This window comes from Micromonospora sp. NPDC005205 (genome assembly GCF_040608275.1).
Taxonomy (GTDB): domain Bacteria; phylum Actinomycetota; class Actinomycetes; order Mycobacteriales; family Micromonosporaceae; genus Micromonospora.
This window is the reverse complement of record NZ_JBEXHV010000008.1, coordinates 153,172-172,592: the sequence shown is the minus strand read 5'-3', so window position 1 is coordinate 172,592 and position 19,421 is coordinate 153,172. Positions and strand designations below refer to the sequence as shown.

The 19,421-nt window shown below is 73.4% G+C and carries 18 protein-coding genes; 5 read left to right on the top strand and 13 right to left on the bottom strand.

The genetic code is table 11. The annotated features are described in order from the left end of the window. Positions 1–6: 6 nt before the first annotated feature. On the bottom strand, positions 7–495 hold the full coding sequence (locus ABZU43_RS17120; RefSeq protein ID WP_355007473.1) for a DUF1992 domain-containing protein: 489 nt from the start codon (positions 493–495) through the stop codon (positions 7–9). A gap of 228 nt (positions 496–723) precedes the next feature. On the opposite strand from ABZU43_RS17120, the gene ABZU43_RS17115 reads away from it, so the two are divergent. Beyond that, a complete protein-coding gene (locus ABZU43_RS17115) occupies positions 724–1,374 on the top strand; it encodes a LysE family translocator (protein ID WP_355007472.1) in 651 nt (216 codons plus the stop codon). 9 nt (positions 1,375–1,383) lie between these two features. Here ABZU43_RS17115 and ABZU43_RS17110 read toward each other — a convergent pair whose 3' ends face one another. The 3 genes from ABZU43_RS17110 to ABZU43_RS17100 are packed head-to-tail and all read right to left on the bottom strand — an operon-like array spanning position 1,384 to position 4,231. Beyond that, positions 1,384–2,205 carry an SDR family NAD(P)-dependent oxidoreductase gene (locus ABZU43_RS17110; protein WP_355007471.1) on the bottom strand — a complete coding sequence of 274 codons (822 nt, stop codon included), beginning with the start codon at positions 2,203–2,205 and terminating at the stop codon, positions 1,384–1,386. After that, complete coding sequence (locus ABZU43_RS17105) at positions 2,202–3,533, bottom strand: NAD(P)-binding domain-containing protein (RefSeq protein ID WP_355007470.1); 1,332 nt, start codon at positions 3,531–3,533, stop codon at positions 2,202–2,204. Before ABZU43_RS17105 ends, ABZU43_RS17110 begins: the two co-directional genes overlap by 4 nt. Before the next feature lie 56 nt (positions 3,534–3,589). Continuing rightward, positions 3,590–4,231, bottom strand: coding sequence for a TetR/AcrR family transcriptional regulator (locus tag ABZU43_RS17100; protein ID WP_355007583.1), 642 nt, complete (start codon positions 4,229–4,231; stop codon positions 3,590–3,592). Between the two features lie 62 nt (positions 4,232–4,293). On the opposite strand from ABZU43_RS17100, the gene ABZU43_RS17095 reads away from it, so the two are divergent. The 3 genes from ABZU43_RS17095 to ABZU43_RS17085 all read left to right on the top strand — a co-directional run bounded on the left by ABZU43_RS17095 (position 4,294) and on the right by ABZU43_RS17085 (position 7,397). Further along, a complete protein-coding gene (locus ABZU43_RS17095) occupies positions 4,294–5,643 on the top strand; it encodes an MFS transporter (protein ID WP_355007469.1) in 1,350 nt (449 codons plus the stop codon). A gap of 26 nt (positions 5,644–5,669) precedes the next feature. Further along, a complete protein-coding gene (locus ABZU43_RS17090) occupies positions 5,670–6,824 on the top strand; it encodes a hypothetical protein (RefSeq protein WP_355007468.1) in 1,155 nt (384 codons plus the stop codon). A 231-nt stretch (positions 6,825–7,055) separates the two neighbouring features. After that, a complete protein-coding gene (locus ABZU43_RS17085) occupies positions 7,056–7,397 on the top strand; it encodes an RNA polymerase-binding protein RbpA (protein WP_030489777.1) in 342 nt (113 codons plus the stop codon). 74 nt (positions 7,398–7,471) lie between these two features. Here ABZU43_RS17085 and ABZU43_RS17080 read toward each other — a convergent pair whose 3' ends face one another. The 9 genes from ABZU43_RS17080 to ABZU43_RS17040 all read right to left on the bottom strand — a co-directional run bounded on the left by ABZU43_RS17080 (position 7,472) and on the right by ABZU43_RS17040 (position 17,858). Next, positions 7,472–7,990, bottom strand: coding sequence for an FxsA family protein (locus tag ABZU43_RS17080; protein WP_355007467.1), 519 nt, complete (start codon positions 7,988–7,990; stop codon positions 7,472–7,474). A 91-nt stretch (positions 7,991–8,081) separates the two neighbouring features. After that, positions 8,082–8,870: a polyprenol monophosphomannose synthase gene (locus ABZU43_RS17075; protein ID WP_355007582.1), complete on the bottom strand. Its 789-nt coding sequence runs from the start codon at positions 8,868–8,870 to the stop codon at positions 8,082–8,084. Positions 8,871–8,925: 55 nt separating this feature from the next. Further along, the gene (lnt, locus tag ABZU43_RS17070; protein ID WP_355007581.1) at positions 8,926–10,623 is read right to left on the bottom strand and encodes an apolipoprotein N-acyltransferase; all 1,698 of its coding nucleotides are present in this window, start codon (positions 10,621–10,623) and stop codon (positions 8,926–8,928) included. Positions 10,624–11,195: 572 nt separating this feature from the next. Next, on the bottom strand, positions 11,196–12,533 hold the full coding sequence (locus ABZU43_RS17065; RefSeq protein ID WP_355007466.1) for a glutamate mutase L: 1,338 nt from the start codon (positions 12,531–12,533) through the stop codon (positions 11,196–11,198). Beyond that, positions 12,530–12,922 (bottom strand): hotdog domain-containing protein, encoded by a 393-nt coding sequence (locus ABZU43_RS17060; RefSeq protein WP_355007465.1) that lies wholly within the window; start codon positions 12,920–12,922, stop codon positions 12,530–12,532. Before ABZU43_RS17060 ends, ABZU43_RS17065 begins: the two co-directional genes overlap by 4 nt. Next, the gene (locus tag ABZU43_RS17055; RefSeq protein WP_355007464.1) at positions 12,919–13,683 is read right to left on the bottom strand and encodes an OAM dimerization domain-containing protein; all 765 of its coding nucleotides are present in this window, start codon (positions 13,681–13,683) and stop codon (positions 12,919–12,921) included. The genes ABZU43_RS17060 and ABZU43_RS17055 overlap by 4 nt, the downstream gene beginning before the upstream one ends. After that, positions 13,680–15,242, bottom strand: coding sequence for a lysine 5,6-aminomutase subunit alpha (locus ABZU43_RS17050; protein WP_355007463.1), 1,563 nt, complete (start codon positions 15,240–15,242; stop codon positions 13,680–13,682). The genes ABZU43_RS17055 and ABZU43_RS17050 overlap by 4 nt, the downstream gene beginning before the upstream one ends. Further along, the gene (locus ABZU43_RS17045) at positions 15,239–16,804 is read right to left on the bottom strand and encodes an amidohydrolase (RefSeq protein ID WP_355007462.1); all 1,566 of its coding nucleotides are present in this window, start codon (positions 16,802–16,804) and stop codon (positions 15,239–15,241) included. Before ABZU43_RS17045 ends, ABZU43_RS17050 begins: the two co-directional genes overlap by 4 nt. Positions 16,805–16,808: 4 nt before the next feature. Next, positions 16,809–17,858 carry a zinc-binding alcohol dehydrogenase gene (locus ABZU43_RS17040; RefSeq protein WP_355007580.1) on the bottom strand — a complete coding sequence of 350 codons (1,050 nt, stop codon included), beginning with the start codon at positions 17,856–17,858 and terminating at the stop codon, positions 16,809–16,811. A gap of 153 nt (positions 17,859–18,011) precedes the next feature. On the opposite strand from ABZU43_RS17040, the gene ABZU43_RS17035 reads away from it, so the two are divergent. Next, complete coding sequence (locus ABZU43_RS17035) at positions 18,012–19,418, top strand: lysine 2,3-aminomutase (protein ID WP_355007461.1); 1,407 nt, start codon at positions 18,012–18,014, stop codon at positions 19,416–19,418. Positions 19,419–19,421 lie beyond the last annotated feature (3 nt).

The following is a 19,421-nucleotide window of genomic DNA, read 5'->3' as shown; positions in this document are numbered from 1 at the left end:
CGGCGGTCAGCCCCGACGGCGCCACCGCCGCCACCAGCTACGGCGGGGTCGGCGCGCGGGCGCCAGCACGTCCGCCGCTTCGGTGACGGTTGTGGTGACCTTGGGGCGGGCCCGTTCGGCGCGCCAGCGGCGGATCACGTCCTCGGTGTTCACCGGGCGCACCGCGACCCGGGGGCCGTCGTCGGGGAAGCGCAGCCACGCCACGATCTGCGCGTTCAGCTGTCCCACGAAGTCGCGGACGGACTGTTCGGTGGGCAGGTCACGGACTTCGTCGGGGACCTGCTCGATGCGTCGGCGCAGTTGCAGCGACGTGGGCAGGAGCAGGTCACTGGGGAGCGCCTCGCGCTCCAGGAAGCTTTTGATCCACCACGCCTCGTCATACGGCGCCCCCCGACCGGGGATCGGCTTGCCCATGCCGGGCAGGCGGTCGAACTCGCCGCGCTGAACGGCATCCTGGATCTTCGCCTCCACTGACGCTTTCCACGCCTCGGTCACCGTGCGGCACCTCCCTGGCCACCGTAACGCGCCGCCTGCGGCCGGCGACACGCCCTTGCCAGGGGTCAGCACGCCCGCGACGGTGAGCATTCCCGCCGATGGTGCTGCCGTCGCGCCGAACGCGAGTGATCACCGCGGATCGCAGGCCACGGCCTGCCAGGTGGCCCTGGGTGGGGACGTTCGTTCCGATTACGGTCGGGGAGGGATCCATCGGACGGGGGAAGCGTCATGGTGAGTACGGGTGCACTGCTGGGCATCGCGCTGGTGGCGTTGGGGCTGGTGCTCACGCCCGGCCCGAACATGGTCTATCTGATCTCCCGCTCCGTGGCGCAGGGCCGCCGTGCCGGGCTCATCTCGCTGCTCGGGGTCGCCGCCGGCTTCGGCGTCTACCTGGCGGCGGCGGTCGCCGGCCTGGCCACCGTCTTCGTCCTGGTGCCGACGCTGTACGCGGTGGTGAAGCTGGCCGGCGCCGGCTACCTGCTCTGGCTGGCCTGGCGGACGTTGCGCCCGGGTGGGCAGTCACCGTTCCGGCCCGCGCCGCTGCCACCGGACCCGCCCCGGCGGCTGTTCACCATGGGCCTGGTCACCAACCTGCTGAACCCGAAGATCGCGATCCTCTATGTGTCGCTGCTACCGCAGTTCATCGACCCGACGCGGGGGCACGTGGCCACACAGAGCCTGCTGCTCGGTCTGACCCAGATCATCGTGGCGCTGAGCGTGAACGCGCTGATCGTGCTCAGCGCCGGCGCCCTCGCGGGGTTCTTCGCCCGCCGGCCGGTGTGGTTGCGGGTGCAGCGGTGGGTCACCGGCACCGCGCTTGCGGCGCTGGCCGTGCGCATCGCCGCCGACCGCTCGCGCGCTGCCGTCGCCACGCCCTGACCTAGGCGGTCAGCGCCCCCGGTGGCGGCCGAGCATCCCCGCGGCAAGCGGCGCCGCGTCCAGGTCACCGGCGGCGAGCCGGGCGGCGAGGGTACGGCGTACCAGCCGGTCGGCCAGCGCGGGCGCGTGCCGGCCGACGGCCATCTCCAGCCGACCGCGTGCGGTGGTCGCCACGTCACGGGGCGCCCGCCGGGCGGTGGCGGTCCGCAGGATCGCCGCGACCACTCCTTCGACGGGCTCGGGGCGCGACACCCCTCGCAGGGACAGCCCGGCCTCGGCGGTGCTGTCGTGGATCGGTGAGGCGACCATGCTCGGGTAGACGACGCTGACCCCGACGTGGGTGCCCACCTCGTGGCGCAGCGCGTCGGCGTAGGCGACCAGGGCCCGTTTGCTCACCCCGTACGCGGCGGCGAGCGGCAGCGGCAGCACCGCCATCCGGCTGGCCACGAAGATCACCCGTCCGCGTGCGGTGAGCAGTGGGGGCAGCGCGGCGGCGGTGGTACGCCAGGCGGCGAGCAGGTTGACCTCCAACTGCTGGCGGACCACCTCGTCGGGCGGCAACTCGGCCGGCGCGGGACCACCGACACCGGCGTTGTTGATCAGCAGATCGAGCCCGCCGAGCCGGTCGACGACGGCCCGCACCCCAGCCGGTACGGCGTCCGGGTCGGTCAGGTCGCAGGCCAGCACCGGCACGTCCCCGTCGGAACGGGCGTGCAGGTCGAGCCCGACCACCCGGGCGCCGGCAGCGCTCAGCGCGGCGCCGAGGTGTCGGCCGAAGGTCCCGCTCGCCCCGGTGACCAGCACCCGCCGACCGGTCAACGATCTCGTCACCGCCCGGCTCCGCTCGCGGTGGGGCGGGCGCGACGGGTCCCGACGGCCAACTCCCGGGCCAGCTCGGCCAGGTAGACGTCGAAGTCCACCCGCATCGCCGGGCGGCGCTGACCCCAGCGGGCGGTCGCGGCCCGCAGTTCGGCCCGGCACGCGGCGCGCTGTCGGGCCGGGTCCGGCAGCGCGTACCGGCCGGCGAGGTGCGCCGCGATCAGCTTGGCCTGCGCTTCTACCAGGGGGAACGCGGAGCCGGTGGACTGCATCAACCCGACGAAGCTCAGCCCGGGGGCGTCGGGGTGGAACACGTGCCGGTACAGCGGCAGGGTGTCGGCGCCTCCGGCGAGCAACGGCGGGTCGAGGAACGGGACGTCCACCCGGTAGCCGGTGCACCAGATGATCAGGTCGACGCTGTCGCTGCGACCGTCGGTGAACTCCACCCGGTCGCCGTCGAGGGCGGCGACGCCGGGTCGGGCCTCGACGTCACCGTGGGTCAGCCGCGACAGCAACCCGTCGGAGAGCGTCGGGTGGTCCTGCAGGAAGCCGTGCGTCGGCGCGGGCAGCCCGTAGCGGCTGGGGTTGCCGACGGTGGCGCTCAGCATCGTCTGGGTGATGCGTTGGCGCAGACGCCACGGCAGTCGGCGGGCCAACGCCCCGTTGAGGGTGTCCGAGGGTCGTCCCAGCAGGTACTTCGGTACCACCCAGACGCCCCGGCGCAACGACAGCAGGGTGCGGGTGGCGGCGTACGACGCGTCGACGGCGATGTCCATAGCGGAGTTGCCGCCGCCGACGACCAGGACCCGCCGGCCGGCCAACTGCTCCGGACCCCGGTAGTCGTGGCTGTGGATCTGCTCGGCGGTGCAGGTGCCGGGGTAGCCGGGGTCGGGGAGGCGGGGCACCCGGTTGTGCCCGTTGGCGACGACCACGGCGTCGACGGTGACCTCGACCGGGCCGGTCGGGCCGCTGGCGGCCACCGTCCAGGTGCCGTCGGGGTGCTGGGTGACCCGCTGCACTGTGTGCCCCAGCCGGATGCTGTCGGCGAGGCCGAAGCGCGCGGCGTAGTCGGCGAGGTAACCGGCGACACGACTGTGGTCGGGGTAGTCGGGCCAGTCGGCCGGCATCGGGTGGTCGGCGAACTGGGTTCGACCACGGCTGGTGTTGAGGTGCAGCGTGCGGTACGCGGGCGAGTCAGGCGCCCCGTACACCCAGAGGCCACCGACCTGCTCGGCGGCCTCGAAGCCCACCGTCGCCACGTCGACGTCGCGCAGTGCCTTGACCGCGGCGAGCCCGGCGGCGCCGGCCCCGATCACCGCCACCCGAGGTGGTACGCCCATTGCCGCCCCCATTTAATCCAACGTCCGATGGATAATCGTCGTACGGCGGCGGCCCGTCAAGGGGTCGGTGATCCGTAGAGCCCGTCGAGCAGGCGGTGCACGAACGCCCGGAACTCGCGCCGTTCCCGAGCGCCGGGCGCGCCCGCGGCCAGCGCCACCACGTGCCCGTGCGTCGCCCACACCAGACTGCGCACGGTGATGTGCGGGGTCGGCTCGGCGAGGGCGCCGGTCGCCGCGGCGGCGGTGAGCAGCTCCGCGACCAGTCGGTACAACGGGTCGGCGTAGCGCTGGTCGAGCTCGGCGTGCCGCTGCGGTTCCAACCAGCGGCGCAGCCACAGCGCGGTGGTTTCGGGGCGGTCCTCCAGGAAGTCGACGAAGACGTCGACCAGCTCGTGCAGGGCTCTTCGCGCCGCGTCCGGACCGGCGTCGAGAGCGGCGCGGGCCTGCTCGGCGGCCTCGTTGAGGACGTCCCGCTCGGCGGCGAACACCCGGGCGAAGCACGCGTCGTAGAGCGCTGCCTTCGTACCCGTGTGGTGCGCGACAGTGGCGACGTCGACGCCGGCGGCGGCGGCGACCTCCCGCAGCCCGACGGCGTCGAAGCCCCGCTCGGCGAAGAGCGCGGTCGCCGCGGTGAGCACCACCTCGCGGGTCGGCCGGGTCTCGTCGCGGCGGGGCCGACCCGGGCGGCGGCGGGGCATGGTCATGGCGCCATTCTGCCCCTAGAATCCAGCAACCGTTGGATTGCGGAGAGGATGCGGCGATGACCGGGCTGGACCGGCGGCCTGTGGCCGCCACCGAAGCGACACTGCCACGCGGCCCGCTGGCGGGCTTCGCGGCCGGCTCGCTTGGCATGGGCGTCTGGGTGACAGTGCCCGGCCTGCTGCTGCTCTACTTCCTCACCGACGTGCTGGCCGTCGCGCCGTGGCTGGCCGGCCTGGCGCTGCTGCTGCCGAAGGTCGCCGACGTGCTGCTGCACCCGTGGGTGGGGCACCGCGCCGACGTCGAGCAGACCCGACGCGGCGACCGTCGTCGCCTGCTGCTGATCGGCTGCGCCCTGCCGGTCGCGTTCGCCGCGCTCTTCGCGGTGCCCGGCGGCCTGACCGGCACGCCGGCCGCCGCGTGGGTGGCGGTGTTCTTCATCGCCGGCAACCTGCTCTTCGCCGCCTACCAGGTCCCCTACCTGGCCACCCCGGCCGACCTGCGCATCGGTTATGACGAACGCACCCGGCTGATGGCGTTCCGGATGGTGGTGCTGACCCTGGGCATCCTGGTCTCCGGGCTGCTGGCCCCGCTGCTCACCGGCGGCGACGCCGCGACGCGGGGCGGCTACCAGCGGATGGGCGTGGTCCTGGCCGTGGGGATGCTGGTGGCCATGCTGGTCGGTGTCGCCGGCATCGCCCGGCTGCGCGGGTCCGCGCCGGCCAGCACCGCGCCCGGGCACGGCGGGTGGCGGGCGTTGCGCACGGCGCTGCGCGACAGGCAGTTCCGGTGGCTGGTCGCCGCGTACCTGGCGATGTCCACCACCACCCACCTGGTGCTCGCCGGGGTGCCCTACTACGCCGAGTACGAGCTGCGCGCGCCCGGCCTGACCACGGTGCTGGTGGCCGCGTTCGTGGCGCCGGCGCTGCTGGTCACTCCGGCCTGGCTGGTGGTGGCCCGACGCGTCGGCAAGCAGCGGGCGCTGCTCGGCGCACAGGGCGCGTTCGCGATCGGCTCCCTGGTGCTGGCGGTGGGCCGACCGGCCGGCCTGCCGGTGCTCATCGGCGCGGTGGCGGTGCTCGGGGTGGCGTTCGCCGGCATGCAACTGCTGCCGTTCTCGATGCTGCCCGACGTGATCCGCAACGCCGGCGGCACCGGGGCCGGCACCTACACCGGGGTGTGGACGGCCACCGAGGCCACCGGCGCGGCCCTGGGCCCGTACGCGTACGCGCTGTGCCTGACCGTGGGTGGTTTCGTGGCCTCGACGGCCGGTGAGTCGCCGGTGCAGCCCGACGCCGCGCTCGCGGCGGTCCGCTACGGCTTCGGGTTGCTGCCGGCGGTGGCGATGCTGGCGGCGGTGCTGCTGCAACGCCGCTACACCCTGGACGCGACGGCCCGGGCGGCGAGCTGATCGGCCGGCACTAGACTTCGCCCTCGATGGACGCCCAGCCCAGCACCACCGAGACCCGCCCGTGCGCCCACTGTGGAGCGCCGGTGCCGCAGCGTGTCGGCGCGGGTCGACCGTTTCGCTACTGCCGCGACAACGACGGCGCGTGCCAGCGCGCCTCGCGCAACAGCCGGATGCGCCACCGCAACGCCCCCGGTCTGCCCGGGCAGGTGGCCCGCACCTGGGAGGCGGTGGACCGACTCGACCAGATCGTCGAGACGTTGACCGAGTCGCTGCACGCCGAGTTGTCCCCGGTGGGTGTGCAGCGGCAGCTCGCGCAGGTCCGCGCGGAGGCCGCCACCGAGATCGCGGCGGCGCAGACCGAACGCGACGAGGCCCGCGACGACGCCGAGAACGCGGCGGCCGACGCGGCGCGCGCCCGCGAGCAGGCCCGCGAGGCCCGCGCCGAGGCCGACGACGCCCGCCAGCGCGCCGAGCTGGCCCAGCGGCAGGGCACCGCCGCCGACGAGCGGGCGCGGCACGCCGAGGCCGCCCGCGACCAGGCGCGCCACGACGCCAGCGCCGCCGAGGCGCTGCGCGCCCAGGCCGAACGCGACCGCGACCAGGCCCGCGCCGAGGCGCGGGACCTGCGCACGGAGCGCGACGCCGAACGGCAGCGGGTGGCCGACCTGAGCGTGGAACGCGACGCGCTGCGCGCCGAGGCCGAACGGGCCAGCCGGGCCGCCGCCGAGGCGACCGAGCGGGCCGGGCGGTGGCAGGCCGAGGTGCAGGACGTCCGGCGCCAGATCGAGCAGTCGCGCGCCGACGCGGCGCGGACCCGCGCCGAGGCTGCCGACGCCGCCCGGGCGCGCGAGCAGGCCGACCGGGCCCGCGACCGCGCCGAGGTCGCCGCCCGGCAGGCCGACGACGCCCGGCAGGAGGCCGCCGAGGTCGCGGCCCGCCTGCGCGCGGAGGTGGCGGCCCTGGCCGCCCAGCGCGACACGCTCACCGCCGAGCTGACCGTGGCCCGGCAGGCCGCGGCGACCGCCGAGGGTCACCGCACCGCCCTGACGGTACGACTCGACGCCGCCGAGACCGACCGGGATCTCGCGCAGCGGCGGGTGGCGCAGCTCGGTGACCAGGTCAGCGACCTGGCGCTGGCGCTGGCCCGCCTCGGCGCCAGCACTACCAAGGACGCCACCTGACGATCGTGGCGCAACCTTCGGTAGGCTCAAGCGGTTAACCACCCCGGTGGCAGCGGACACGCACCGTCGTCCCGACCCGCCTGGGGATCACCTCTCCGGGTGAGCGTCCCGGCCAGCTACCCTTGGTCCCGGCCCACCCGTGGACGCCTCACGCCCTCGGGCGGGAATGGCTCGACGGGGACGCACCGTTACACCCAGAAGACCAGCACCACGAACGAGGGGAAGTCGATCATGGGCGAGCGTATGCTGCGCGGAAGCCGCCTTGGCGCGGTGAGCTATGAATCCGACCGCAACACGGAGCTCGCGCCGCGTCAGACCCGCGAGTACCTCTGTGCCAAGGGCCACCAGTTCGAGGTGCCGTTCGCCGTCGACGCCGAGGTCCCGATGACCTGGGAATGCAAGTTCGACGGCAGCGTCGCCCGACTCGTCGACGGCAACGAGCCGGAGCAGAAGAAGGCCAAGCCGCCGCGTACCCACTGGGACATGCTTCTGGAGCGGCGTTCCATCGCCGAGCTGGAGGACATCCTGGAGGAACGCCTGCAGGAGGTTCGGACCCGCCGCGGCCGCGCCTGACCCGCACGACGTACGACGACGGCGCCCCCGGGGTTCTCCCCGGGGGCGCCGTCGTGTCTGTGTGTGGCGTGGTGTCAGTGCCGGCCGGGTTCGACGATCTCGCCCTCGATGGCGCGACCGCCGTCGACCACCACGGGCTGTTCCGGCTGCGGTGTCGGTTGCGGCGCACCCTGGCGCACCCGCACCGTGCGGGGCCCGAACAGGTCACCGGCGACCATCGACGACACCCGCCGCTCGGTGGCGCGGCGCACCCCGACGCGGGCCAGTCGACGCACCGGCGGGACCAGCAGCAGCAACCCGACCAGCCCACTGACCAGGCCGGGCACCGCCAGCAACAGTGCCCCGGCCAGCCCGACAAGCCCGTCAGTCACCTGCCCACCCGGGGGTTGCCCGGCCGACGCCGCGGCCCGGAACCCACGCCAGGCGCGCATCCCCTCGCGGCGCAGCAGGACCAACCCCAGCAGGGACGCGGCGAACACCAGCAACACCGCCGCGCCGAACCCCAGCGCCCGTCCCACGCCGACGAACACCGCCAGCTCCAGCACCACCGCCAGCAACAGGGCCAACGGCACGAACCTCAGTCCTCGGCGCATCTCACCTCATCGCCATTCCTGCGGACACCACGGACAGGTTCCGCTCATCCAGCATGACACGGCCGCGCCCACGGCCACCGTGCCCGACCGCTCACGGCCACCGTGCCTGGCCGGTGGCGGTACCGTGCAGGCCCCGGCGTACCGCCTGGCGCCGGTCGCGCACCCCCCAGGCGGTGATCCGCCACAGCGCCTCGGCCACGATCTTCGGGCTCATCTTGCTGTCGCCGCGCTCCCGCTCGGCGAAGGTGATCGGCACCTCGACGATCCGTACCCCGGCCCGGTGCGCCAGCCGCGACAGCTCCACCTGGAACGAGTAGCCCTGCGAGGTCACCGACTCCAGGTCGATGGCGTCCAACGCGCTGATCCGGTACACCCGGTAACCGCCGGTGGCGTCCGAGACGGGCATGCCCAGCGCCAGGCGCGCGTACAGGTTGCCGCCGCGTGACAGCAGCAGCCGTCGCAGCGGCCAGTTGAGCACCCGCGCGCCACTGGTCCACCGGGAGCCGATCACCACGTCGGCGTCGCGGGCGGCGTCCAGCAGCGCCGGCAGGTCCTCCGGGGCGTGCGAGCCGTCGGCGTCCATCTCCACGACCGCCTGGTAGCCACGCTCACGCGCCCACCCGAACCCGGCCAGGTACGCCGCGCCGAGGCCCTCCTTGCCCTGGCGGTGCAGCACCTGCACGTGCGCGTCGCCGTCGGCGAGGGCGTCGGCGATCGCGCCGGTGCCGTCGGGGCTGTTGTCGTCGGCGATGAGGATCCGCACCGCCGGGGCGGCCCGCCGGACCCGGCCCACGATCACGGCGATGTTGTCGGCCTCGTTGTAGGTGGGGATCACCACCAGTACCCGGCCCACCCCGGGCACCTCGTCCGCGCGTCGGATCGTATCGGTCGCCTGGATCACGGTTCCTCCGCTCCCGCCGGCGTACCGGCTGTTGCTATCCGGGCCTGACCCGCTGCCGCCGGCGCAGCACCGCCGCGCCGACCAGGGCCGCCGCGGCCAGCGCGGCGAGCGCCACCTCGGGCCACCAGCCGAGGCGGGTGGCGAGGGTGCGTCCGTCGTCGAGCCGCAACTGCCGCACCACGACCTCCCGGGTGTTGAACCCGGTGGCATCGCTTACCCGCCCGTCGGGTGCGACGAACCCGGACACCCCGACCGTTGAGGCCATCAACGCCGGCCGTCCGTGCTCCACCGCCCGCAGCCGCACCATGGCCATCTGCTGGCGGGCCTCCGCCACGTCGAAGGTGGCGTTGTTGGTCTGCACCACCAGCAGTTGCGCGCCGCCGGTGACGGTGTCGCGGACCACCTCGTCGTAGGCGACCTCGAAGCAGATCACGTCACCGAGCACGGTGGGGCCGGCGCGTACCACGCCCGGGGTGCTTCCGGGCACGAAGTCGTTGCGGATCAGGTCGACCTTCTTGCTGACCATCCGGGCCACGTCGCGCAGCGGCACGTACTCGGCGAACGGCACCGGGTGGCGTTTCGTGTACAGCTGCTCGAGGTCCGCGCCGGTGCCGGGGTGCCACAGGATGCCCGCGTTGCGGACCTGCCCGGCGTCGGGGCCCAGCAGCACCGCGCCGACCAGGATCGGCGCGCCGATGGTGTCGGCGGCCTGGGAGATGCGCGCCCCGGCGGTGGGGTTGCGCAGCGGGTCGATGTCGCTGGAGTTCTCCGGCCACACCACCAGGTCGGGTCGCCGCTGTTGCCCGGAGGCGACCCGCTCGGCCAGTTCGATGGTGGCGTCGACGTGGTTGTTGAGCACCGCCTGCCGTTGGGCGTTGAAGTCCAGGCCCAGCCGGGGAACGTTGCCCTGCACGATCGCCACTGTCACGTCCGCGCCGGACCCGGCGGAGGCGACCGGCACCAGCAGCGCCCCGGCGGTCAGCGCGACGGCCACGACGGCCGGTACGGCCACCGGCGCCCAGCGACGCCCCGCGGCACCCCCGGCGCGTGCGGGGCCGTCCAGCGGGCTGTCAGCGCCCGGCACGGCGTCGCTCGCCGTGGTGGTGGGCTCGGGTGCGTGGTGCTGGGCGGTGACCCAGCCCCGCCAGACGGCGGTGACCAGCAACCCGCCGACGAGCGCCACCGCGAAGGTCACCAGCGGGGCGCCGCCCAACGCGGCCAGCCGCAGCAGCGGCGAGTCGTCCTGGCTGAACGCCAACCGCCCCCATGGGAACCCGCCGAACGGGGTGCGGTCGCGCAGCGCCTCCTGCCCGACCCAGAGCAGCCCGGTCAGCGCCGGCCACGCCCAGCGGACGCGGTCGACCAGCGGCGACACCCAGGCGGTGGCGGTGCCCAGCAACGCCAGGTAGCCGGCCTGCAGCAGCGTCAGCAGCACCCACGGCAGGTAGCCGGTGTGCAGGTTCGTCCAGGCCAGCAGCGGGGCGAAGAACGCCAACCCGGTCAGGAAGCCCAGACCGGCGCCGGCGCGCAACCGCCGCCGGTGCGCGGCGGCGGCCAGCAACGCCACCCCGACCGGCGCGAGCGGCCACACCCCGTACGGGGGGAACGCCACCAGCAGGGCCAGCCCGGCGGCCACGGCCAGGGGCACGGCGACCCGCAGCGGCAGGGGGCGGCCCACGACGGCAGGCGCGCTGATCACCGTGGGGGCGGGTGTCTCATCCCGGTCCAGCATCGTCACCGCAGCTTCACCTCGATCACCCGGCGAAGGCTACCCGGCTGACGGTCCCGCTGGCCGGGCCCCCTGTTCGCCGATCTTGCACTTTCGGTGCCGACACACGGGCCATTCCCGCTCACATCAACGACAGAAACCGCAAGATCGCCGGGAGCGTGGGCGGGAGCGCGGGGGCGGGGACATGAAATCGGGGCGCGGCTTTCGCCGCGCCCCGATGCTCCCAGGCCCTTCCCGGCCGGTGTGGCGAGGATGGGGCACGACGACCTTCGGACCGACCGGACGTGGACTGGCTGCCCCCGCCGGGCCGTTGTCTACTGGCCGTGCACCTCACCCTGCCCGTACACCGGTAACCGCGGCCGGTTCGCGCCGCCCCGCCGACCCCCGCCCGCTGGACCTGGCCGCCGCGACGATGACGCTCGAACATGTCGCTCGGCCAGCGGACGAAGGGACGAAGCGAACAACAGCCGCTTCCCGTGGTAGGACTCAAAGACGGTACGTGCCGACCCCCGTCGGTTGTCAACCCGCAGACGGCCTGTCGTGTGTTGCGACACGGCGTGTCGGGTCGGCGAGTCTCAATGCGTACGCAGGTGTTCACGCAGCAGCGCCTGCGCGGCCGCCCGGTGCTCCTCGGCGAGCAGCCCTCCGGCGGCCAGCACGTAGTCGGCGTCGACCACCGCCGCGGCGGCGCGCGGCAGCGCCCACCCGCCGGCGTGGTCGGCCAGGACCGCCGTCAGCACCTGCCCGGACACGTCCGCCGGCGAGTGCCGCAGCACCCCACCGGAGCCCACCAGCATCCGCACGTCGCGCAGGTCCCGCCCGGCGCGCTCACCGGTGGCGGCGCCTCGGGCGTGCCGGCGCAGCGCCACCGTCGCGGCGAGGGTGGCGATGCGTCGGTCCACGGCCCGCTCGACGTCGTCGACGGCCAGGAACGCCGGGTCGGCCGCCCGGCGCGCCGCGGCGGCACCCAGGTCGTCGGCTTCGGCGTCGGTGAGCAGCCGTTCCTCGGCGGCGGCCCGCACCACCCCGGGGGCGCTCCATCGCATTCCCAGATCGCCCTCCACGGTGCGGGCCCGCCACAGACTGCCGGCGACCTCCCGGCCCGGCCCGGTGGCCCGCTCGTCGGGCGTGAGCACCGAGTACACGTCGGTGGTGGCGCCACCCACGTCGACCACCGCCAGATCACCGCCGAGGGTGTCGGCGAGCACCTCCACACCGGTGAGCACCGCGTCGGGGGTGGCCGCCCGCACCAACCGCGCGAACCGGGCACCCCGCGACAGTCGTTTACCGCCGATGACGTGGCGCAGGAACACCGCGCGGATCGCCGCCCGCGCCGACGCCGGGGCGAGCACCCCGATGCGCGGCAGGACGTTGTCAGCGTCGGTGACCGGCACCCCGGCGTCGCGCAGCAGCCCGGTCAGCTGCTCGCGCACGTCGGCGTTGCCCGCGTACACGACGGGCCGCCGCCACCGGGCCCGGGCCAGGCGGGTGGCGTTGTGGGTGATCGTGTCGGCGTCGCCGCCATCGGTGCCGCCCACGAGCAGCACCACGTCCGGGCGGGCCGCCCGCAACGCCGTCAGGTCGGCGGCGCCGAGCCGCCCGGCCGCGACGTGCACCACGTGCGCGCCGGCGGACAACCCGACCCGCCGGCCGGCCTGCGCGGTGACCAGCGGCTCGTAGCCGATCACGGCCAGCCGCAACCCGCCACCGGCCGACGAGCACACATACCAGGGAACGTCGCGCACACCGAGCCCGGCGGTGGCCGCCGCGACCGCGGCGTCCAGGCCGTGCAGCACGTCGGTGCCCACCGTGGTGGGCGCCGACGCCGCGCCGGCGAGGACACCGCCGGCCAGGTCCACCACCGCCACCTTCGTGTACGTGGACCCCACGTCGGCGCAGACCGCCAGGGTCACGACGCGGCGGGAACGACCACGGTGCCGGTCGCGGTGACGGCCACTATCGGCGGATCGAGGACCTCCGCGGCGGACCCGGAACGGTCCGGGCGACCCCGGCACACCACCGCGCAGCTCAGCTCCAGGGTGCGGCTGCGGCTGCCCACCCGCGACACCCGCGCGGTGACCTCGACCACGTCCCCGGCGTGCACCGGCGCGTGGAAACGCACGTCGGCGTACCCGGCGAACAGGCCCTCGTCGCCGTCGGTGCGGATGCACACCTCCGTGGCGACGTCGCCGAACAACCCGAGGGCGTACGCCCCGTCGACGAGGTTGCCGGCGTAGTGGGCGTGGGAGTACGGCACATACCGCCGGTGCGTCACCGTCAACCCGAGCCGTGCGTCGGTCATGCCATCGCCTTCCGTTGCGTGATCAGGGCGTGCACGAGGTAGCTGGCCACCTCGCCGGGCGTGGTGCCCCGACCGAAGATCCGGTCCACGCCCAACTCGTCGGTCATCGTCTCGTCGAAGCGGGGACCACCGACGATCAGCAGCGGACGCCGCCCCGCCGGCATCGCCTCCCGGAACGCCGCCGACATCTCCCGGGTGTTGTGCAGGTGCGCGTCGCGTTGGGTGACCACCTGCGACACGAGCACCGCGTCGGCCTTCTCCGCCCGGGCGGTCTCCACCAGCTCCGGCACGCTGACCTGCGCGCCCATGTTGGTGACCTTCAACTCCCGGTAGTACTCCAGGCCCTTCTCGCCCGCGATGCCCTTGACGTTGAGGATCGCGTCGATGCCCACCGTGTGCGCGTCGGTGCCGATGCACGCCCCGACCACCGACAGCTTGCGCCGCAACCGCTGCTTGATCACCGTATTGACGTCCTTCGCCGACAGCAGCGCGAAGTCCCGTTCCACCACCTGCACGGCGTTGAGGTCGACCAGGTGGTTCACCCGCCCGTACACGACGAAGAACGTGAACCCGTCACCCATCGGCTTGGCGTGCACCACCATCGCCGGGTCCATGCCCATCTTGTTGGCCAACTGCACCGCCGCGCCTTCGGCGCGCTTGTCGTGGGTCACCGGCAGGGTGAACGACACCTGCACCATGCCGTCACCGGTGGTGTCCCCGTACGGCCGCACGATCTTCTTCGCGGCGTCGGCGGCGCTCATGCCGCGTCCCCTTCCAGGATGTCGGTGGCCGGGTTGCAGTAGTCGGCCTCGTGCGCGGCGACCCCGTCGAGGCCCTTGCCGCGGTCCGCGGGCCGCTTCATGATCCCGAAGGTGCCTTCGGCGATCGCCGTGAGCAGCGTCTGCTCCCCGATGCGATCCAGCAGGTCCAGTGCCTCACCGAGGACCTGGTTGGCGCGGCGGCGGATGAACCCGCCCGGCGCCGGCACGAAGTCCTCGTGCAACCCACCGGCCGCGCCGAGGACGTACCGCACGTTCTGCAGGGCGATGTCGCGGTCGGACAACCACGGCGTCACCACCGCCTCGGTCATCATCCCCACCAGCAGGATGCCCTGACCGGTCAGCGCACCGGCCAGGTTGAAGAACCCGTCGAGCAGGTTGCCCCGGAACACGTCACCGGTCATGTGCTTGGTTGGCGGCATCCACTTCAGCGGCGCGTCGGGGAACAACTCCCGGGCCAGCAACGCGTGCGCCAACTCCAACCGGAACGACTCCGGCACCTCCGGGTTGATCTCGAACGCGTGCCCCAACCCCAACTGCCAGTCCGCCAACCCCGCCTCGTGCGCGAAGAACTCGTTGAGCAGCTGCGACACCGTCACCGTGTGCGCCTCGTCGACCGCGTCGGCGGTGGTCAGGTAGTTGTCCTCACCGGTGTTGATGATGATCCCGGCGCGGGCGTGCACCTGCCGGGAGAACCGCTGGTCGACGAACGTCCGCACCGGGTTGATGTCGCGGAACAGGATCCCGTACATCGAGTCGTTCAACATCATGTCGAGGCGTTCCAACCCGGCCAGGGCCGCCATCTCCGGCATGCACAGCCCGGACGCGTAGTTGGTCAACCGCACGTAGCGGCCCACCTCCTTCGACGACTCGTCCAACGCCGCACGCATCAGCCGGAAGTTCTCCTGCGTGGCGTACGTGCCGGCGAAGCCCTCCCGGGTCGCGCCCTCGGGCACGTAGTCCAGCAGCGACTGCCCGGTGGAACGGATCACCGCGATCACGTCCGCGCCGGCGCGCGCCGCCGCCTGTGCCTGCGGAATGTCCTCGTAGATGTCGCCGGTGGCCACGATCAGGTAGATCCACGGCCGCTGCGCCGGGTCGCCGTGGCGCTTCACGAGGCGGTCCCGCTCGGCGCGCCGCCGGTCGATGCGCCGGATGCCCGCGCCGACGGCCTTACGCGCCGCCGACCGGGCCGACGTGGCCGCCCGCCCGGTCGGCTGGGTGAACCGCACCGACCCGGCGGCGGCCTTCTGCGCCAGCAACGTCACGTCGGTGCTGCCCTCCCGCACCAGGGCGTCGAACACCGGCACCGCCACCCCGTGGCCCAACCCCACATCCGCGGCGACCGCCTCGACGAGCCGGTTCACCCACGGAATGCCGTCCGGGTCGGCGCCGGTCACCCCGGCCAACCGCAGGACCGCCCGCTCCACCGACACTGTGGTGTGGCTGCGGGCCAGGTCCACCACCGGCTGCCCGGCCCGACGCGCCAACTCCCGCGCCCGCGCCACCAGCACCGGATCAAGATCAAGCTTCCCGGTCATGATGACCCTTCCTCGTAGATGACCTCACCGCGCAGCACCAGACGCCGACACACCGGCAACGGCGTCGGGTCGTGCGGACCCCGCGCCTCCGGGTCCTCGGCCTGCAACACCGGCAGACCCCGCTCCACCCCCGCCGGCGTCGACCACACCGCGAACGTCGCCGGCGCACCCAACGCCAGGACCCCCTCGACGTCCAGGTGCACCGCCCGCCACCCGCCCCGGGTGTGCGCCGCGAACGCCGAGCGCACACCCATGCGCTGCGCCGGGTTGTGGTGCGCGACCGCCGCCCGCACCGACCCCCACGGGTCCAGCGGCGTCACCGGCGAATCCGACCCGAACGCCAACGCCACCCCCACCGAGTGCATCGCACCCATCGGGTTCGACTCCAACGACCGGTCCAACCCCAACCGCGTCTCGTACATCCGGCCCGCGCCACCCCACAACCGGTCGAACGCCGGCTGCATGCTCGCCACCACCCCGTACTCCACGAACCGCGCGATCAACGCCTTGCTCATGATCTCCGCGTGTTCGATGCGGTGCCGGGCCGCGCGCAACCGCTCCACCCCCACCGTCCGCGCCGCCGCCGCGAACCCGTCCAGGACGGTGCCGATCGCCGCGTCACCGATGGCGTGGAAACCGCCCTGCATGCCGTGCGCCGCGCAGTCCAGCAGGTGATCACGCACCTGCTCGACCGACAGGTACCCGTGCCCGCAACCCTCACCGTCGCCGTACGGCTGCGACACGTGCGCCGTACGCGACCCCAACGCCCCGTCGGCGAACAAATCGCCACCGGCGCCGACCGCGCCCAACTCCCGGGCCCGCGCCGCACCACCCAACTCGCCCCAGTACCCGTACACCTCCGGCAGGCCCGCGCCGGAGATGCCCAGCAGACCGGTGAAGTCCTCCTCGTCGGAGATCTCCGGGCCACCACACTCGTGCACCGCCGCGATCCCCAACGACGCCGCATGAGCCAGGGCCACCCGCTGCGCCCCGACCCGCTGAGCCCGACTCACCGACGCCTGCGCGGCCGCCCGCACCACGTGGTGCGCGTCGCGCCGCAACCAGCCCGACGCGTCGTACCCGGGCGCCTGCGCCGCCTGCGGGCACGCCGCCAGCAACGCCGACGACACCAACGCCGAGTGGATCGACGCCTGCGACAGGTACACCCGCCGACCACCGGCGGCCCGGTCCAGCGCCGCAGCGTCCGGCAACGTCGGATCCGACCAACCCGACTCGTCCCAGCCGTGCCCGAGCACCACCGCGTCCGCCGGCAGACCCGCCGCGAACCCCGCCACCGCGTCGAGCAACTGCCCCGCCGAGCGCACCCCGGACAACGCCAACCCGGACAACGCCAACCCGGTGTCGGTGGCGTGCACGTGCGCGTCGACGAACGCCGGCGTCACCAACGCCCCGCCCAGGTCCACCACCCGGTCGGCCGGCGGCGCGTCACCGTCGGTCCCCAACCAGGCAATCCGCCCACCGGACACCAGCAGCGCGGTGGCGCTCGGGTCGGCGGGGCAGTGCAGCACGCCGCCGCGGTACAACGTCGAGGGGTTCGTCATGACCTCAGTCTGCCGCGATCCGCGCCGCGAACAGCTGACGCACCCCAGGCTCGGCCCGCAACAGCCCCAACGCCAACTCCGCGTGCCCCGGCACGTACCCGTTGCCCACCAGCATCGTCACGTCCGCCGCCAACCCCTCCGCGCCCAACGCGGCCGCGGAGAAGCTCGTCGCCATGGAGAAGAAAATCACCGTGCCGCCGTCAGCGGTGGCCAGCACCGCCCCGTGCTCACACCCCGGCACGTCCACGCAGACCACCGTCACGTCCGCCGGCACCCCCAACGCGGTGGTCACCGCCGTGGACAGCCCCACCGGGTCGCGTGCGTCGGCCAACGCCACCACCGACGCCAGGCCGGAGGCCGTCAGCGCGTCGCGCTCCGCCGCCACCGGCACCACCCCGACGGTACGCGCGGCGCCCGCCCGTCGCGCCGCAGCGAGCGACAACGACCCGCTCTTACCCGCCCCACCGATCACCGCGACCCGCACGGGTGTCGGATCACCGCCACGCCGACGCTCCTCGACGTAGCGCGACACCACCCGGGCGGTCAGCGCGGGCGCACCGCACACATCCAGCACGGCGAGGGACAACTGGGGGTCCTCGTCGTCGGGCAGCACCGCGGCGATGGAGCGCGCGAACAGGATCGCCCACCCGTCACAGGGCACCTGCTCGCTGCGCCCGTCCCAACGGGCCAACCCATCGGTGATCACCAGGGGCGTCAACGTCAACGACACCAGGGTCGCGACCCGCTCCCCCGCCCTGAGGCCCAGTGGGGACCGGCGACCGGCCTCCTCGACGGTGCCGATCAGCATCCCGCCCGACCCGGTCACCGGGTTCTGCATCTTCCCCCGGGTAGCGATGATCTCCAGCACCTCGGCGCGGACCGCGTCACCGTCGCCGCCGTGCTTCTCCGACAACTGCCGGAAGCTCGCCGCGTCCAGGTTGAGCCGCTGCACCCGGATCCGCACCTCGTTCGGCGCGATCGCCGCCGACGTGTCCAGGCGCCAGGCCGCCTGCGGCAGCACCCCCGCCGGTTGCACGACGCGGTGCAGTCCCACCGGTGACGTCACGCCGACCTCCCCTGTCCAGCCGCCCGAAGCCCCGGTCAAGGCTCGCGTAACGGGAAAACTTACGGCAGACTAGTTTCTGTACCGAATATTTTCCAGTAGCCTTCGGGCTTCGATGATCAGCCGCAACACCGAGGAGGGGCCGTGACCCAGACCCAACCGGTTGAGACCGTCCCTCAACCCCGTCACGCCCCGGTCGCCGTACCGACCGCCGGGCAGCCCTACGAATACCACCGCCGCCCCCTGGTCGAACCCGACTGGACCCGCTTCCCCGGCTGGCGCCACGTCACCCGCGACCAGTGGGAATCCGCCCAGTGGCAACGCGTCAACTGCGTCAAGAACATCAAGCAGCTCCGCGCCGTCTTCGGCGACCTGATCGACGACACCTTCTACGACGACCTCGAAGCCGACCAGTCGGCAATGGCCACCATGTCCATGCTGGTGCCACCACAAATGATCAACACGATGGTGCCGTTCGCGACCCTCACCACCGAGGCCCTGCTCGCCGACCCCATCCGCCGCTACATGATCCCGGTCGCCTCCGACCGGCGCACCGACTGGCCCTCACACCCCTACGCCAGCCGCGACAGCCTCCACGAGCACGACATGTGGGTCGCCGAAGGACTCACCCACCGCTACCCCACCAAGGTCCTCGCCGAGCTGCTCTCCACCTGCCCCCAGTACTGCGGGCACTGCACCCGCATGGACCTCGTCGGCAACTCCACCCCCGCCGTCGACAAACTCAAACTCACCCTCAAGCCCGTCGACCGCTACGACGCCCACATCGCCTACCTCAAGGCCCACCCCGGCGTCCGCGACGTCGTCGTCTCCGGCGGCGACGTGGCCAACGTCCCCTGGCGCAACCTCGAGTCGTACCTCATGCGCCTGCTGGAACTGGAGACGGTCCGCGACATCCGGCTCGCCACCAAGGCCCTCATGGGCCTACCCCAACACTGGCTCCAGCCCGACGTCGTCCAGGGCCTCGAACGCGTCGCCCGCACCGCCGCCCGCCGCGGCGTCAACCTCGCCATCCACACCCACGTCAACCACGCCCAGTCACTCACCCCACTGGTCGCCAAGGCCGCCCAGACCGCCCTCGACGTCGGCGTCCGCGACGTCCGCAACCAGGGCGTGCTCATGCGCGGCGTCAACGCCACCACCCCGGAACTGCTCGACCTCTGCTTCGCGCTCCAGGGCGAAGCCGGGATCCTGCCGTACTACTTCTACATGTGCGACATGATCCCCAACGCCGAACACTGGCGGGTCCCGGTCTGGCACGCCCAGCAACTCCAACACGACATCATGGGCTACCTCCCCGGCTACGCCACCCCCCGCATCGTCTGCGACGTCCCCTTCGTCGGTAAGCGCTGGGTGCACATGCTCACCGACTACGACCGTGAGCGCGGCATCTCCTACTGGACGAAGAACTACCGCACCTCCATCGAGTCCGCCGACCTGGAGGCGCTCAACAAGCGCTACGCCTACTACGACCCGATCGACACCCTGCCCGCCGACGGCCAGCAGTGGTGGAACGACCACCGCGACGACTGACCC